The 15,467-nt window shown below is 65.2% G+C and carries 11 protein-coding genes; 3 read left to right on the plus strand and 8 right to left on the minus strand.

Annotation, left to right across the window (positions count from 1 at the left end; all coding sequences use genetic code 11):
- Window positions 1-34: 34 nt before the first annotated feature.
- The 8 genes from AC1DMA_RS24570 to AC1DMA_RS24605 all read right to left on the minus strand — a co-directional run bounded on the left by AC1DMA_RS24570 (window position 35) and on the right by AC1DMA_RS24605 (window position 11,309).
- The gene (locus AC1DMA_RS24570) at window positions 35-955 is read right to left on the minus strand and encodes an ABC transporter permease (protein ID WP_478145776.1); all 921 of its coding nucleotides are present in this window, start codon (window positions 953-955) and stop codon (window positions 35-37) included.
- Window positions 955-2,103, minus strand: coding sequence for an ABC transporter permease (locus AC1DMA_RS24575; RefSeq protein WP_478145777.1), 1,149 nt, complete (start codon window positions 2,101-2,103; stop codon window positions 955-957). The genes AC1DMA_RS24570 and AC1DMA_RS24575 overlap by 1 nt, the downstream gene beginning before the upstream one ends.
- The gene (locus AC1DMA_RS24580; protein ID WP_478145778.1) at window positions 2,096-3,637 is read right to left on the minus strand and encodes an ABC transporter ATP-binding protein; all 1,542 of its coding nucleotides are present in this window, start codon (window positions 3,635-3,637) and stop codon (window positions 2,096-2,098) included. Before AC1DMA_RS24580 ends, AC1DMA_RS24575 begins: the two co-directional genes overlap by 8 nt.
- A 155-nt stretch (window positions 3,638-3,792) precedes the next feature.
- Window positions 3,793-5,076 (minus strand): NCS2 family permease, encoded by a 1,284-nt coding sequence (locus AC1DMA_RS24585; RefSeq protein WP_478145882.1) that lies wholly within the window; start codon window positions 5,074-5,076, stop codon window positions 3,793-3,795.
- A 171-nt stretch (window positions 5,077-5,247) separates the two neighbouring features.
- Complete coding sequence (locus AC1DMA_RS24590) at window positions 5,248-6,204, minus strand: LysR family transcriptional regulator (protein WP_478127126.1); 957 nt, start codon at window positions 6,202-6,204, stop codon at window positions 5,248-5,250.
- A 65-nt stretch (window positions 6,205-6,269) separates the two neighbouring features.
- Complete coding sequence (xdhB, locus tag AC1DMA_RS24595; protein WP_478145779.1) at window positions 6,270-8,696, minus strand: xanthine dehydrogenase molybdopterin binding subunit; 2,427 nt, start codon at window positions 8,694-8,696, stop codon at window positions 6,270-6,272.
- Window position 8,697: 1 nt separating this feature from the next.
- Window positions 8,698-10,278 (minus strand): xanthine dehydrogenase small subunit, encoded by a 1,581-nt coding sequence (gene xdhA / locus AC1DMA_RS24600; protein ID WP_478145780.1) that lies wholly within the window; start codon window positions 10,276-10,278, stop codon window positions 8,698-8,700.
- A 119-nt stretch (window positions 10,279-10,397) separates the two neighbouring features.
- The gene (locus tag AC1DMA_RS24605) at window positions 10,398-11,309 is read right to left on the minus strand and encodes a LysR family transcriptional regulator (protein WP_478145781.1); all 912 of its coding nucleotides are present in this window, start codon (window positions 11,307-11,309) and stop codon (window positions 10,398-10,400) included.
- A 94-nt stretch (window positions 11,310-11,403) separates the two neighbouring features.
- On the opposite strand from AC1DMA_RS24605, the gene AC1DMA_RS24610 reads away from it, so the two are divergent.
- The 3 genes from AC1DMA_RS24610 to AC1DMA_RS24620 are packed head-to-tail and all read left to right on the plus strand — an operon-like array spanning window position 11,404 to window position 15,463.
- Window positions 11,404-12,600 (plus strand): PQQ-dependent sugar dehydrogenase, encoded by a 1,197-nt coding sequence (locus tag AC1DMA_RS24610; protein WP_478145782.1) that lies wholly within the window; start codon window positions 11,404-11,406, stop codon window positions 12,598-12,600.
- Window positions 12,601-12,635: 35 nt separating this feature from the next.
- Window positions 12,636-13,250 (plus strand): c-type cytochrome, encoded by a 615-nt coding sequence (locus AC1DMA_RS24615; protein ID WP_478127131.1) that lies wholly within the window; start codon window positions 12,636-12,638, stop codon window positions 13,248-13,250.
- A gap of 59 nt (window positions 13,251-13,309) precedes the next feature.
- The gene (locus tag AC1DMA_RS24620; protein ID WP_478145783.1) at window positions 13,310-15,463 is read left to right on the plus strand and encodes a thiamine pyrophosphate-dependent enzyme; all 2,154 of its coding nucleotides are present in this window, start codon (window positions 13,310-13,312) and stop codon (window positions 15,461-15,463) included.
- Window positions 15,464-15,467: the final 4 nt, after the last annotated feature.

Consider the following 15,467-nt stretch of genomic DNA (forward strand, 5'->3'; position numbering starts at 1 on the left):
GAAACAGAGCGAAACGGAAAACGGAAACGCGAGATTATGAGCCGGGGTAGAACGGTTTTCCTATCGAAGCGGGCATGTTCACGCGAATGAACGCGGGGTTGCGCGAGATCAATGCCAGCACCACGATCGGCGCGACGTACGTCAGCATGCTCAGGAATTGACTTGGCACGTTGACGCCAGTGCTTTGCAGGTGAAAACCGAGCATGGAGACACCGCCGAACAGGTATGCGCCGAGCAGCACGCGCACCGGCCGCCAGGTCGCGAAAGTCGTCAGTGCCAATGCAATCCAACCCCGTCCGGCCACCATGCCTTCGACCCACAGGGGTGTGTACACCGTCGAGAGATAAGCGCCCGCCAATCCGCACAGCGCGCCGCCGGCGATCACCGCCGTCAAGCGAATGCGCCGTACCGGATAGCCCAGCGCGTGCGACGACTCCGGCGATTCGCCGACCGAGCGCAGCACCAGTCCCGCCCGCGTGCGATAGAGTAACCAGATGAGCCCGAAGGTCAGCACCACCGCGAAATACACCATCGGGTGATGCCGGAACAGCGCCGGTCCGACCAGAGGGATGTCGCCAAGCACCGGGATCGCATACGACACGCTCTCCGGCAGCTTGGCCTGCACGAAGTTGATGCCTGCGAATGCCGAGAAGCCGACGCCGAAGAGACTGAGCGCAAGCCCCGTCGCGTACTGGTTGGTGTTGAGCCAGATCACCAGCACGCCGAAGAAGGTAGCCAGCAATGCACCGGCAGCCATGCCCGCCAGGAAGCCGAGCCAGGTGTTGTGCGTCGTGACCACCGTGGCAAAGCCCGCGATGGCGGCGCAGAGCATCATGCCCTCGGCGCCGAGGTTCACGATGCCGGCCTTCTCGTTGATCAGCAGGCCCAGCGCCGCAATGGCGAGCACCGTGCCGGCGCTCAGGGTTGACCCCAGGAGGAGTGCGTAGCTTTCCATCATGCAGTTCCTTCGGAAGGACGGGCGACGGGCGCAGTGAGCGGCGTGCTGGCCTGCAGCGAAGACGTTCCGGGTTCAGCCACGGCCTTGGGCGCGAGCTTGCGCCGGATGCGATAGGCAATGAGCGTGTCGCAAGCCAGCAGCGTGAACAGCAGCAGGCCCTGGAACACCCCCGTGAGCGATTTCGGCAGCCCGAGCCGCGACTGGGCCAGCTCGCCGCCGATATAGAACATGCTCATCAGCACCGCCGAGAAGATCATTCCCACCGGGTGCAGCCGTCCGACGAAGGCCACGATGATCGCGGCAAAGCCGTAGCCGGCCGGCACATAGGGGTTGAGCTGTCCGATCGGGCCCGCCACTTCGAGTGCACCCGCAAGACCGGCCGCACCGCCCGAGGTGAGCAGCGCGATCCACACCGCGCGCCGCGCCGAGAAGCCTGCGTAGCGCGCCGCAGCAGGTGCCAGTCCGCCGACCTGCTGGGCGAACCCGGCCCGCGTGCGGAACAGAAAGACCCACAGCCCCGCTGCGCCAATCAGCGCGATGACGAGGCCGATGCTCACGCGCGAGCCCTTCATGAGCCGCGGAATCTGCGTCACCGCTTCGAAGGTCTTGGTCTGCGGAAAGTTGTAGCCGTGCGGATCCTTCCACGGCCCGTAGACCATGTAGCCCAGCAGCAGCGTCGCCACGTAAACCAGCATCAGGCTCACGAGGATTTCGTTCGCGTTGAACTTGTCCCGCAGAAAGGCCACGATGCCCGCCCATACCATCCCGCCCGCGATGCCCGCGAGCAGGATGCCGGCCACGATCCACTGGCTGGTCTCCTTGTCGGCCAGCAACGCCACGCCGCCGGCTGCCATGGCGCCGAAGACGAACTGCCCTTCGGCGCCGATGTTCCACACGTTGGCGCGAAAACACACCGCCAGGCCGAGCGCGATGATCAACAGCGGCGTGGCCTTGACCATCAGCTCGCCCAGCGCATAGCTGCTCTTGATCGGCTCCCAGAAGAAGACCAGCAAGCCCTTGACCGGGTCCTTGCCCAGCAGCGCGAAAAGGACCATGCCGATCACCACCGTGATCAGCAGTGCCAGGATCGGCGAGCCGTAGCTCCAGAAGCGCGACAGCTGTGGGCGGGGTTCGAGCTTAAGCATGGGCCACCTCCGGCGACGCCACGGCGGCGTTGTGCGGCCTGTCCCAGAGCCCGCTCATCCACTCACCGATCTGCGGCACCGTCGCAGCGGCGCGGTCGATGGACGGCGACAGCCTGCCCTTGGCGATCACGTACAAGCGGTCGCTGATCTCGAAGAGCTCATCGAGTTCTTCGCTCACCACCAGCACTGCGCAGCCCGCGTCGCGCAACGCGAGGATCTCGCCGCGAATCAACGCCGCGGCGCCCACGTCGACGCCCCAGGTCGGTTGCGAGACGATGAAGATCTTCGGATTGGCGTCGATCTCCCGGCCGACGATGAATTTCTGCAGATTGCCGCCCGACAGCGAGCGTGCCGCAGCGCCCGGCCCTCCGGCCTTGACGTTGAAGCGCTTGATGATGTCGCTGGCATGCTGGTTCAGCGCGCGTGTGCGAATCCATCCGCCCTTGCCGATCGCATTGCTGCGCGTGAGCAAGAGGTTGTGCGCCAGACCCAGCGTCGGGACGGCGCCGCGGCCCAGCCGCTCCTCGGGCACGAAATGCAGCCCCAGCGCGCGGCGGCGGCGTGGCCTGAAGTGCGCGGCAGGCTGCCCGAACACCTCGATCATCCGGGACTCCGCACGGGTGTCTTCGCCCGACAAGGCATAGAGCAGTTCCTTCTGCCCGTTGCCCGACACGCCCGCGATGCCGACCACCTCGCCGGCGCGCACGTCCAGCGAGATCCCGTCCAGATCGACGCCGAACTGATCCTCGCGCGCCAGCGAAAGGCGCTTGACCTCGAGCGCCACAGCACCTGCATGGATCGGCCGGTGCGTGAGCGGCGGCGGCTCCGCGCCAATCATCAGGCGCGAGAGCGATTCGTTGGATTCGTTCTGCGGGTTGCAGACCCCCGTCACCTTGCCGCCGCGCAAAACCGTGCAGGCCGTGCACAGCTCGCGGATTTCATGCAGCTTATGGCTGATGTAGAGGATGCTGCAGCCCTCGGACGCCAGCTTCTTCAGCACGACGAAGAGCTTTTGCACCGCCTGCGGCGTCAGCACCGAGGTCGGCTCGTCGAGGATCAGCAGCTTGGGGTCCGTCAGCAGCGCGCGGATGATCTCGACCCGCTGCATCTCGCCGACCGACAGCGTGTGCACCGGGCGCGAGGGGTCGATGTCCAGCCCGTATTCGCCGGCCTTGGCCTCGACCCRCCGCGCGACTTCCGCCAGCGCAAGGCTCTTGTCCAGGCCCAGCCACACGTTTTCGGCGACGGTGAGCGTGTCGAAAAGGCTGAAGTGCTGGAAAACCATGCTGATGCCCAGCGCCCGCGCCTCCTGCGGGTTGCGCACGTTCACCGGCTGGCCGTTGAACATCACCGTGCCCTCATCCGGCTTGACCGAGCCATAGATGATCTTCATCAGCGTGGACTTGCCGGCGCCGTTTTCGCCGAGCACCGCGTGCGTTTCGCCGGCCGCCACCGTGAGCGAAACATCGCTGTTGGCGACGACCGCCGGATAGCGCTTGGTGATGTGCGCAAGTTGGAGTCTGTGGATTTTCATGGCTGTGCCTGCCTTTTCATGCGCGTATTACACCCCCGAAATCGGGTAATTCCAGTCCAGAGACACCGTGGAACCGGCTTCGCCGGGCCACCGGTGTCGCCCCCGGTGAGGGGGTTGGCGTAGCGACACGAAGTGCGCAAAGCCTGGGGGTCGCTTCATGACCCGCCTATGTAGATGAACTTGAAGAGGAAGACTCCGCCGATGAGCCACACCATCCAGTGCACCTCCTTGACCTTGCCCGTGAACAGCTTCAGCGCCGCATAGGTGATGAAGCCGAACGCCAGGCCGTTGGCGATGGAATAGGTGAAGGGCATGGTGAGCGCCGTGACGACCGCGGGGATCGTCTCGGTGGTTTCGTCCCAATTCAGCTCGGTCAATTCCCTAAGCATCAAACAGGCCACGAAGAACAAGGCCGGGGCTGTCGCATACGCCGGCACTGCACCTGCCAGGGGCGAAATGACCAGCGCCGCCAGGAACAGCACGGCCACGGTGAGCGCCGTCAGCCCCGTGCGGCCACCTGCCTGCACGCCCGCGGCGCTTTCCACATAGGCGGTCGTGCTCGACGTGCCCAGCAGCGAACCCGCAAAGATCGCGCCGCTGTCGGCGAGAAGCGATTTGTTCAGCCGGTCCATCTTGCCCGGCACCAGCAGGCCCGCGCGCCGCGCCACGCCCATCAGCGTGCCGGTGGCGTCGAACAGTTCGACAAGGAAGAAGACCAGCACCACGTTCAGGATGCCGCCCGACAGCGCCGCCTTGATGTCCAGTTGCAGGAAGGTCGGGGCGATCGACGGCGGCGCCGCGAACACACCATGAAAGGTGTTGCCGCCGAAGAAGAAGGACAGCACCGTCACCGCGATGATGCCGATCAGGATCGCGCCGGGCACCTTGAGCCGGTCAAGCACCACGATCAGGAAAAAGCCCAGCGTCGACAGCACGACTTCGGGCGTGTGCAGATCACCGAGCGTGACGTAGGTCGCCTTGGAAGGCGCGACGATGCCCGCGCTCTTGAGCGCAATGATCGCGAGGAAGAGCCCGATGCCGACCGTGATCGCGATCCGGATCGAATGCGGTATCCCCTTGATGATCAGCTCGCGGATCTTGAACACCGTCACCAGCAGGAAGAGGCAACCCGAGATGAACACCGCTCCCAACGCAGCCTGCCAGGTGAAGCCCATCTGCAGCACCACCACATAGGCAAAGTACGCGTTGAGCCCCATGCCCGGCGCCAGCGCGATCGGGTAGTTGGCATACAGCGCCATGATGCCGGTGCCGAGTGCGGCGATCAGGCAGGTGGCAACGAACACCGCGTCCTTCGGCATGCCCGCGTCGCCGAGGATCGACGGGTTCACGAAGATGATGTAGGCCATCGTCAGGAAGGTCGTGAGGCCCGCCACGATTTCCGTGCGCACGGTGGTGCCGTGTTCTTCAAGCTTGAACATCCGTTCCGCCCAGCCCTTGGCAGAGGCTTGCTGCGGGGCCGCGTGGCGTGGGGGGGCCTGCCCGCTGAGGTCGAGCATCTGATCTGTCCGGTTCATCGTCTTGTCTCCGAGTGCTTGTGTGTGTCGATGGCGTGGGTTGTCTTGATCGCGACGCCGGCGCGAAAAACTGTTCTATTCGGGGCCGGAGCCGGGGGCCGCCATGGGCCGCAACGACGCCGCTACCGACTTGGCCCGCTCGCGCAGCCAGCGCGCCGAACTCGATGAATGGGTGCGCTCATGCCAGAGCTGGTAGTACATGAGGCGCGGCAGCGGCACGGGGCATTCGAGGATCGCGACCGGCAGTCGGTCGAGGAAGCGCTCGCAATACTGGCGGCCGGTGGTCAGCACCAGCAGGCTCGACGCGACGATGTCCGGAATGAGCCCGAAGTGCGCGCAGCGCGCTGTGATGTTGCGCTGCCGGCCCATGTCGTCGAGCATCTGGTCGATGATCCCGCGCGCGCCCGGATGGGTGGGCGTCGGCGCGATGTGCTCGGCCGAGAGCCAGCTTTCCAGGTCCCATCCGCGGCGCACAGCCGGATGGTCCTTGTTGACCAGCGAGACGATGTCGTCGCCGAAGAGCCGCGCCATGTGCAGGTCTTCCGGCGGCTTGAGCCAGTTGCCGATCACCACGTCGACCTGCCCGAGCGAGAGATGCGCGTGATAGTCCGAATCCGAGGACAGCGGATGGATCTCGATCTGGCAGAGCGGCGCCTGGCTCTTGATCTGCGCCACCAGTTGCGGCAGGAAGAGCGGGTCCATGTAGTCGCTCGCCGCGATGCGAAAAGTGGTGGCGGCCGTCTGCGGATCGAAGCCGCGCGCGTCGCTGAACAGTACCTCGGCGGACCGCAGGATGGCGGCAGCCGGCTCGATCATCCGCAGACCCGCATCGGTCGGGACCATGCCCGAGCCCGAGCGCACCAGCAACGGGTCGCCCGAGAGCTCGCGCAGCCGCTTCAGGGCTGCGGAGACGGCGGGCTGGTACATCCCCAATCGGATGGCGGCACGCGAAACGCTGCGGTCGGTCAACACGGTGTGAAGAACCCTGATGAGATGAAGATCAATCTTGTCTAGAAGCGCCTGGTCTCTCATAGCTGCCCGCGTAGGTCTGGTAGGTGCGGGCAGTTATACAGCGCGGCTTTCACATGAAAGCGCCCTCAGGCAGCCGCGTTCTGCACCGCGGTGATCGCACGCAGGATCGACTCGCTGGTGGCAGGCGCGCGCAGCGGTGGATCGGTGCGATGCTCGCCCGCTGCCGACACGGCGTCGCGGATCGCGAAGAACACCGAGAACGGCAGCAGCAGCGGCGGCTCGCCGACGGCCTTGCTGCGGTGGATCGAATCCTCGAAGTTCTCGCCTTCGTAAAGCCGCACGTTGAGCACCGGCGGGCAATCGTTCGCGGTCGGGATCTTGTAGGTGCTGGGCGCATGCGTGGTCAGCAGTCCGGTCTTCGGGTGCCACACCAGTTCTTCGGTGGTCAGCCAGCCCATGCCCTGGATGAAGGCGCCTTCGACCTGGCCGATATCGACTGCAGGGTTCAGCGACTTGCCGGCGTCATGCAGGATGTCCGCGCGCAGCAACTTCCATTCACCCGTCAGCGTGTCGACGATGACTTCGCTCACCGCCGCGCCATAGGCATAGTAGAAAAAGGGACGGCCCTGCATCTTGTCCTTGTCCCAGCTCAAGCCGGGCGTGGCGTAGAAACCGTCGGACCACAGTTGCACGCTGTCGAGGTAGGCCTCGCCGACCAGCGTACTGAAGGGCAGCGTGCGACCGTTGACTTCGACCTTGTCGTTGGCAAAGCGCACCGCCGAAGCGTCGCCGCCGTGGCGTGCGGCCGCGCATGCGGCCAGGCGTTCGCGAATTTGCCGGGCGGCATCCTGGGCGGCCTTGCCGTTCAGGTCGGCACCGGTCGATGCCGCGGTGGCCGAGGTGTTGGCGACCTTCTGCGTATCGGTGGCCGTGACCTTCACGCTCTCGAAGCTCACGCCCAGTTCATGCGCAACGACCTGCGCCACCTTGGTGTTCAACCCCTGCCCCATTTCGGTGCCGCCGTGGTTCACGAGGATCGAGCCGTCGGTGTAGACGTGCACCAGCGCGCCGGCCTGGTTGAAGTGCTTGACGTTGAACGAGATGCCGAACTTCAGCGGCGCGAGTGCGATGCCGCGCTTGAGAACCGGACTCGCGGCGTTGAAAGCCGCAATCGCTTCGCGGCGCGCGCGGTAGTCGCTGCTGGTCTCCAGTTCGTCGACCAGTTCATGAATGATGTTGTCGGTCACGACCTGGCCGTAGGGCGTGACGTTGTTCTCGCCCTTGCCGTAGAAATTGACCCGGCGCACATCCAGCGGATCGCGCCCCAGTTCACGCGCCACGGTGTCCAGGATGTTCTCCATCGCAATGGCACCCTGTGGACCCCCAAAGCCGCGGAAGGCCGTGTTGCTTTGCGTGTTGGTCTTGCCCGAAAAACCGTGCATGGCCACGTTGGGCAGCCAGTAGGCGTTGTCGAAGTGGCACAGGGCGCGCGTCATTACCGGACCCGAGAGATCGGCCGAGTGCCCTGCTCGCGAGACCATCGTGATCTCGGCGCCGAGGATGCGGCCTTCGTCGTCGTAGCCGACTTCATATTCGTACCAGAAGCAATGGCGCCGGCCAGTGATCATGAAGTCGTCGTCCCGGTCCAGCCGCAGCTTGACCGGTCGCTTCAGCTTGTTGGCGGCGACGGATGCCACGCAGGCGAAGAGCGCCGATTGCGATTCCTTGCCGCCGAAGCCCCCGCCCATGCGACGGCACTCCACGTGCACTTCGTTGGCATGCAGATGAAGCGCATGCGCCACCAGATGCTGCATCTCGCTCGGATGCTGGGTCGAGCAATACACATGCATCGAACCGCCTTCCTTCGGGATGGCGTAGCTGATCTGGCCTTCGAGATAGAACTGCTCCTGGCCGCCGACGTCGAGCTCGGCCTTCAGCCGGTGCGGCGCCCTGGCAATGGCCGCCTTCGCACCGCCTTCGTTCGTGCTGCGCACGACGTGCATCGGCGGCACGACGTACTGCTCTTTCGCATGCGCTTCTTGCGGCGTCAGGACGGGCGGCGCGGCCTCGATGTCGAGCGCGTCCTTAGCGCGGGCGGCGGCGCGTCGTGCGACATCGCGTGTTTCGGCGATGACGGCGAAGACGGGCTGGCCCATGTAGCGGATGTCACCGCTGCAGAGGATGGGGTCGTCGTGCACGATCGATCCGCAATCGTTGCTGCCCGGGATGTCCGCGGCGGTGATGACCGCCACCACGCCGGGCATGCTGCGAATCTCATCGAGCTTCATGTCCTTGAGCCGGCCGTTGGCCACGGGCGAGAGACCCAGCGCGCAATGCAGCGTGCCCGCAAGTTCGGGGATGTCGTCGATGTAGGTCGCCTCGCCGGCCACGTGCAGCCGCGCCGATTCGTGCGGCCGGCTGATGCCCACGCGCGCGCCATCGTCATGCGCCTTGGCTTCCGCGCCCACGTCGATGCGTGCGGCGGTGTTGGTGAGGTAGTCGGCAAAAGCCTCAGCCGGTTTGAGGAGGTTCGGGTCCAATGGCTTGTTCATCTCAGGCTCCTTCCGCCACGATGTGCGGCATCACGCTCCAGACGCTGGTCGCTTCGAGCGGCAACGGATCGGTCGTGCGCGTTTCCAGCCAAAGCCGTTGCAGCAGGTTTTGCGCCACCTGGAGTCGATAGTCTGCGCTTGCCCGCATGTCGGTCAAGGGCTTGAAATCCTGCGCCAGCGCGAGCTTGGCGGCGTTCACGCTGGACTGTGTCCAGGGCTTGCCGACAAGGGCGGCTTCGGCCTGCGCGGCGCGCTTGACGATCGCGGCCATGCCGCCGAAAGCCAGGCGAACTTCCTTCACGACATCGCCGTCCAGGGTGACCGCGAATCCGCCGCACAGGGCGGAGATGTCGCAATCGAATCGCTTGCTGATCTTGTAGGCCCGGATCTGGCGCTGGAGCGCGGCGAGAGGAATCGCGAGCCCCTGGACAAATTCGCCTGGCAGCAGGCGGTTCTTCATGTAGTCGACATAGAAATCGGGCAGCGGCATGCGGCGCACGTGCTCGCCCCGGCGCAATTCGATTTCGGCGTCGAGGGACATCAGCACGGGCGGCGAATCGCCGATGGGCGAGCCGTTGGCGACGTTGCCGCCGATGGTGCCGGCATTGCGGATCGGCGGCGAGGCAAAGCGCAGCCACACGTCGGTCAGGCTGGGGACACGCCGCGTCAAGGCCGCAAAGGCGGATTCGAGCGATGCGCCGGCACCGAGATAAAGCTCGTCGGCCCGCTCCTCGATGGTCTTCATTTCGGCCACATCGCCGACGAAGATGATGTCGCCCAGGTCGCGGAACTGCTTGTTCACCCACAGGCCCACATCGGTCGACCCGGCCAGAAGCTGCGCCGCGGGCTTTTCCATGCGCAGCGCCGCCAACTCGGCCAACGTGGTGGGCGCATGAAAGTGGTCCATGCGCTGGCCCAAGGGCGCGGTGTATTCGAAGGTGCTCTCGTGCTGCAGGCTCTTGAGCGCCTTCACCACAGGCTGGGTGTCCAGGCGCGCATCAGGCAGGTCGAACATGCGCTGACCGGCGTCGAGGATGGGGCGATAGCCGGTGCAGCGGCAGAGGTTGCCCGAAAGATCGTCGGCCAGTTGCTGCCGCGTCGGCCGCGTGCCATCGGCCTGATGGTGCTCATAGGTGGACCAGAGCGACATCACGAAGCCCGGCGTGCAGAAGCCGCATTGCGAACCGTGGCAGTCGACCATCGCCTGCTGCACCGGATGCAGGCGCTGCACGGGGTGCTTGTCGTGCACGTGCGCCTCACGGCCCTGGCTGCATTGCGCCTTGAGATCCTCGACGGTGAACAGCGCCTTGCCGTGCAAGGTCGGCAGAAACTGGATGCAGGCATTGACGGTCTGCAACCGCAATCCGCCGATCGCGCCCTTTTCGCCGGGTTCGGCCAGTTCGCCGATCACAACGGTGCATGCACCGCAATCGCCCTCATTGCACCCTTCCTTGGTGCCGGTGCAGCGAGCATCCTCGCGCAGCCAGTCCAGCACGGAGCGCGTCGGGTGGACGCCGCTGATGTCGACGATCCGGCCGTGGTGGAAAAAGCGGATGGGTTGTGTGCTCGGTGTCATGCTCATGCTCGTTCAAAAATCGGGCCAACCGGAAGTTAGTCCCTTGGAGCCGCATATGCATATATGCGTGCCCATATCGGCTATGTGGGGGTTGGTATGGAAGGGGTGGGTAAACACCTAAGCACCTACGCCTCCGTGAACAGACCCCGGACCACCTGACGCAGCCACCGGTTCGCAGGGTCGGCCTCGAAGCGCTTGCTCCAGTGCAGCGACACCGTGAAGTCGCGCAACGGAAACGCCGGCTCGACGATGGCGTAGCCGCCCTCTTCGGCAAAGCCGCGCGCGATGTTGCGCGGCATCACCACGGCCAGGTCCGTCGCGCGGACGATGGCCGGCAGCACCATGAAGTGCTCGGTCGTCAGGCGCACACGATCTTCAAGATTGAGCAGTTGCAGGATGCGCAGCGTCTCGGCGTGCGTGCGCACCGCCACGTATTCGAGCTTGCGCAAGGCCTCCAGCATGGCCTGCCCATTGCGCCGCGATCGCGCGAAGGGATGGCCCTTGCGCAGGAGCACGATGTAGCGGTCCTTCAGCAGCGCCGCGCGTTGGGTGTCGCGCACCTTCGAAAGGAACCCAAACGCGAAATCGACACGCCCGCTGTCGAGCGCGGGCGCGATGTCGCCGGGCTGCAGCGGAAAGGTCTCCAGGCGCACGCCCGGCGCCAACTCGCCCAGCCGGGACATCAGCAGCGGAAGAAAACGGCCTTCGCCGATATCGCTCATGTGGATGCGGAAAGTCTTGCGCGATTCGGCGGGCTCGAAGCGATCGGGCTCGCTGAGCGCATCTTCGAGCATGCCCAGCGCCGATTGCACCGCCACCGCGAGCCGCTCGGCGCGCGGGGTCGGCGCGACGCCTCCCGGAGCCCGGATGAAGAGCGCGTCCTTCAGCAGCAGACGCAAGCGCCCCAGCCCGTGGCTCGCGGCGGGCTGCGTGAGCCCTAGCGATTCGGCCGCACGGCTGACGCTGCGGGCTCGATAGACGGCGTCGAACAGCCGCAGAAGGTTGAGGTCGATGGCGTCGATATGCATGGCGTTCATATTGCTTAGCTCGATTATTTTATTGAACGCGCACAGCTGCAAACGCACACTGGCGGGTGGCGCAAGCCAACCCACAACGAGAAGGAGACACCACATGGCCACGATCCGTCAGTTCGCGGTGATAGCCGCTTTGCTCTGCGCGGCAACCGCCGCATCGGCCCAGCAAGCTCCGGCAGACGAGCCCGGTTGGGCCAAGGGGCGTCCGAAGACGGACGCGGCCAATCGTCTGGCGCCGGTGCCGGCCTTCCCGATACCGACCGCACCCGACCAGTTGCCTACAGCCAAGTTCAAGCTGCCGCCGGGCTTCAAGGTGGAGACCTGGGCCTCTGGCGTGCTCGACGCGCGCGAACTGCGCGAAGGCGCCAAGGGCAACGTGTTCGTGAGCACGCTGTTCGTCGGCAACAAGGTCTACGTGATCCCCGGAAAAGGCAAGCACGAGCCCAAGACGCTCATCGACAAGATGCCCTTTGCCACTGGCATCGCGTACCACAAGGGCGCGCTCTATCTCGCCACCAACACGCACATCTACCGCTACGACAACATCGAGGACAAGCTCGACAACCCCGGCACGCCCGTGGTGCTCACGGACAAGCTGCCGGGCGGCCAGGACCACAGCTGGCGCTTTCTGCGCGTACACAACGACAAGCTCTACTACGCCGTCGGCGCACCCTGCAACCTCTGCGAGCCGGACGACCAGCACGGACGCATCTTTCGCATGAACCTCGACGGCAGCAACGTGGAGACCATTGCGCAGGGTGTACGCAACACGGTCGGCTTCGACTTCGATCCGAAGACGGGCGACCTCTGGTTCACCGATAACGGGCGCGACTGGTTCAGCGAAGACCTGCCGAACGATGAGCTCAATCACCTGACGAAGGTCGGCCAGCATTTCGGCTATCCATATTGCCATCAGGGCAACATCCTCGACGCTGAGTTCGGCTGGGGCAAGAGCTGTGACGACTACGTGAAGCCCGCGGCGCTGCTCGGCCCGCACGTGGCCGGACTGGGACTGGTCTTCTACGACGGCAAGATGTTCCCGAAGAAGTACCAGGGCGCGATGTTCATCGCACGCCATGGCCCGTGGAACCGCTCGAAGAAGTACGCCGACATCGCCGTGGCATGGCCTGACGGCAAGGGCGGCGCCAAGGTCGAGCCCTTCATGACGGGCTTCGTCGAGAACAACCAATACCTCGGGCGACCGGTCGATTTCCTCGTACTCAAGGACGGCTCGATGCTCGTGAGCGATGACCACGCGGGTGCGATCTATCGCATCAGCTACGGCGGCCGATGAGGAGGCTGGCGCAACCGGCGATCAGGGCGGGGGCCATGGCGCTCCTGGGGCTTGCGGCTCTGGCAGCAAGCGCCCAGGGGACGCAAGGCGCGGCATCCACGCAAGGCAGCTATGCGCAGCGCTTCGCAAGCGTGTGCGCGGCCTGCCATGGCGCCAATGGCCGCAGCGAGATGGCGGGGACGCCATCGCTAGCGGGCCAGCATTCGTTCTATGCGATCACGCAGCTCTTTCTGTTTCGCGAAGGCCGGCGCAGCAATGAGGCGATGTCGGCCATTGCCAAGGGCATGACGGACCAGGACATGCGGGGCTTCTCGGATTTCATCGCGACGCTGCCGCCGGTGCCTCCACCTGCACCGGCCACGCCGCCCGATGCCGCGCGCATGGCGCGCGGCCAGGCGCTCTCGCAGGAGTTTCGCTGCGTGATGTGCCATGGCGCGGATCTGAGCGGCGGCCAGCAGGTGGCGCGCATCGCGCAACAGAGCGAGGACTACCTGAAGCTCACGCTGCACGAATTTCAATCGGGCAAGCGCCCGGGCTACACGCAGGCGATGGCCGAGGCCGTGAGGCCGATTCCGTCGGACGACCTCGACACGCTCGCCTACTACATCGCGCGCTTTCCCGGCGCGCCGAAACCATCGGCCGGCAAGTAGCGGTGCAAACAGCGGCGCAGACAGCGGCAGCAATTTCAACGCGATCGGAGTCAAGTCTCTTGGAAGTTTCATTCAGCAAGGAAATCGAGGCCTTGCGCCTCGGTGCAGGCGATACGTTTCATGGCGAGGGCATCCTCGCCATCACCAAGGGCCTTCTGCAATCGGGCGTGGCCTATGTCGGCGGCTACCAGGGAGCGCCCGTGTCGCACCTGCTCGACGTGATGGTGCAGGCCAAGCCGTATATGGACGAGCTCGGGGTCCACGTGGAAGCTTGTTCGAACGAGGCATCAGCGGCTGCGATGCTCGGTGCGTCGATCCACTACCCGCTGCGCGGCGCGGTGACGTGGAAGTCGATCGTCGGCACCAATGTGGCGGCCGATGCGCTGTCCAACCTGTCGTCGCCGGGCGTGAAAGGCGGCGTGCTGATCGTCGTCGGCGAAGACTACGGCGAGGGTGCTTCCGTCATCCAGGAGCGGACGCACGCCTACGCGCTCAAGTCGAGCATGTGCCTGCTCGACCCACGGCCCGACCTTGGCGTGATGGTGAACATGGTCGAGCACGGTTTCCGCCTCTCCGAACACTCGAACATGCCCTGCATGATGGAACTGCGCATTCGCACCTGCCATGTGCGCGGCAGCTTCGAATGCAAGGACAACCTGCCGCCTGCCGTCTCGAAGCGCGCGTTGATCGATGAACCGGCCGGCTTCGACTACATGCGGCTCGCGCATCCGCCGGTGACATTTCGCCACGAAAAGCTCAAGGGCGAAGAACGGTTGCCGGCCGCACGCCGCTATATCGCCGAACACAAGCTCAATGAGCTGATCCCCGGCACGCACGCCGACCTCGGCATCGTCGTGCAAGGCGGGCTCTACAACGCGCTCATTCGCAGTCTTCAGCAACTCGGCTTGGCGGATGCCTTCGGCGCCACCGCCATTCCCCTGCTGGTGCTCAACGTCGCCTATCCGCTGGTGCCGGAAGAAGTGGCGGACTTTTGCGCGGGCAAACGCGCGGTGCTGGTGGTCGAGGAAGGCCAGCCCGAATACATCGAGCAGGAGATCGCCACCCTGCTCCGCCGGCGCGACATCCAGACGCCGCTGCATGGCTGCGACATGCTGCCGGCCGCCGGCGAATACGGCGTCGAAGTGCTGGCGACCGGACTTGGCCAATTCGCGGCGCGCTATCTGCCGGAACATGCGCAAGACTCCGCCGCGGAATGGCTGACCGGGAATCGCGACCGCCGCGCAGCCGTGGCGAAGTCGCTGGAGTCACCGCTGCCCATCCGCCCGCCCAGCTTCTGCATTGGCTGCCCCGAGCGACCTGTGTTTGCCGCGCTCAAGCTGGCGCAGCAGGACAGCGGCCCGGTGCACATCGCCGCCGACATCGGCTGCCACGCGTTCGGCACCTTCGAGCCCTTCTCGATGGGCCACTCGATCCTCGGCTACGGCATGAGCCTCGCAAGCCGAGCCGGTGTGTCGCCGATGATGCAGCGCCGGGCGCTTTCGATCATGGGCGACGGTGGCTTCTGGCACAACGGGCTGCTGACCGGGGTGCAGAGCGCGCTCTTCAACGGCGATGACGCGGTGCTGCTTATTTTCAAGAATGGCTACACCTCGGCGACGGGCACGCAGGACATCATCTCGACGCCGGACGACGAGGTGAAAGAGCGGGCCATCGACAAGCAGCAGAGCCTGGTCGACAAGAACCAGACCATCGAGTCGACGCTCAAGGGCCTGGGCGTGCAATGGCTGCGCACCGTTCACACCTATGACGTCGACAAGATGCGCAAGACGCTCAACGAAGCCTTCACGAGCGACTTCAACGGGCTGAAGGTCATCATCGCCGAGGGCGAATGCCAACTGGAGCGCCAGCGCCGCATCAAGCCGTGGATCGCAAGCCTGCTCAAGAAGGGCGAGCGCGTGGTGCGCGTGAAATACGGCGTCGACGAGGACGTGTGCAACGGCGATCACGCATGCATCCGCCTGTCGGGCTGCCCGACGCTCACGATCAAGGACAACCCCGACCCGCTGAAGGTCGATCCCGTCGCCGTGGTCATCGACGGCTGCGTGGGCTGTGGTTTGTGCGGCGCCAACGCGCACGCCGCCGCGCTGTGCCCGAGCTTCTATCGCGCCGAAGTGGTGCAGAACCCCAAGTGGCACGAAAGGCTGCTGCATTCGCTGCGCGGCACGCTGGTACGCGCACTCCAACCGGCATGAAGAC

Source organism: Variovorax sp. 05N34 (genome assembly GCF_056397405.1).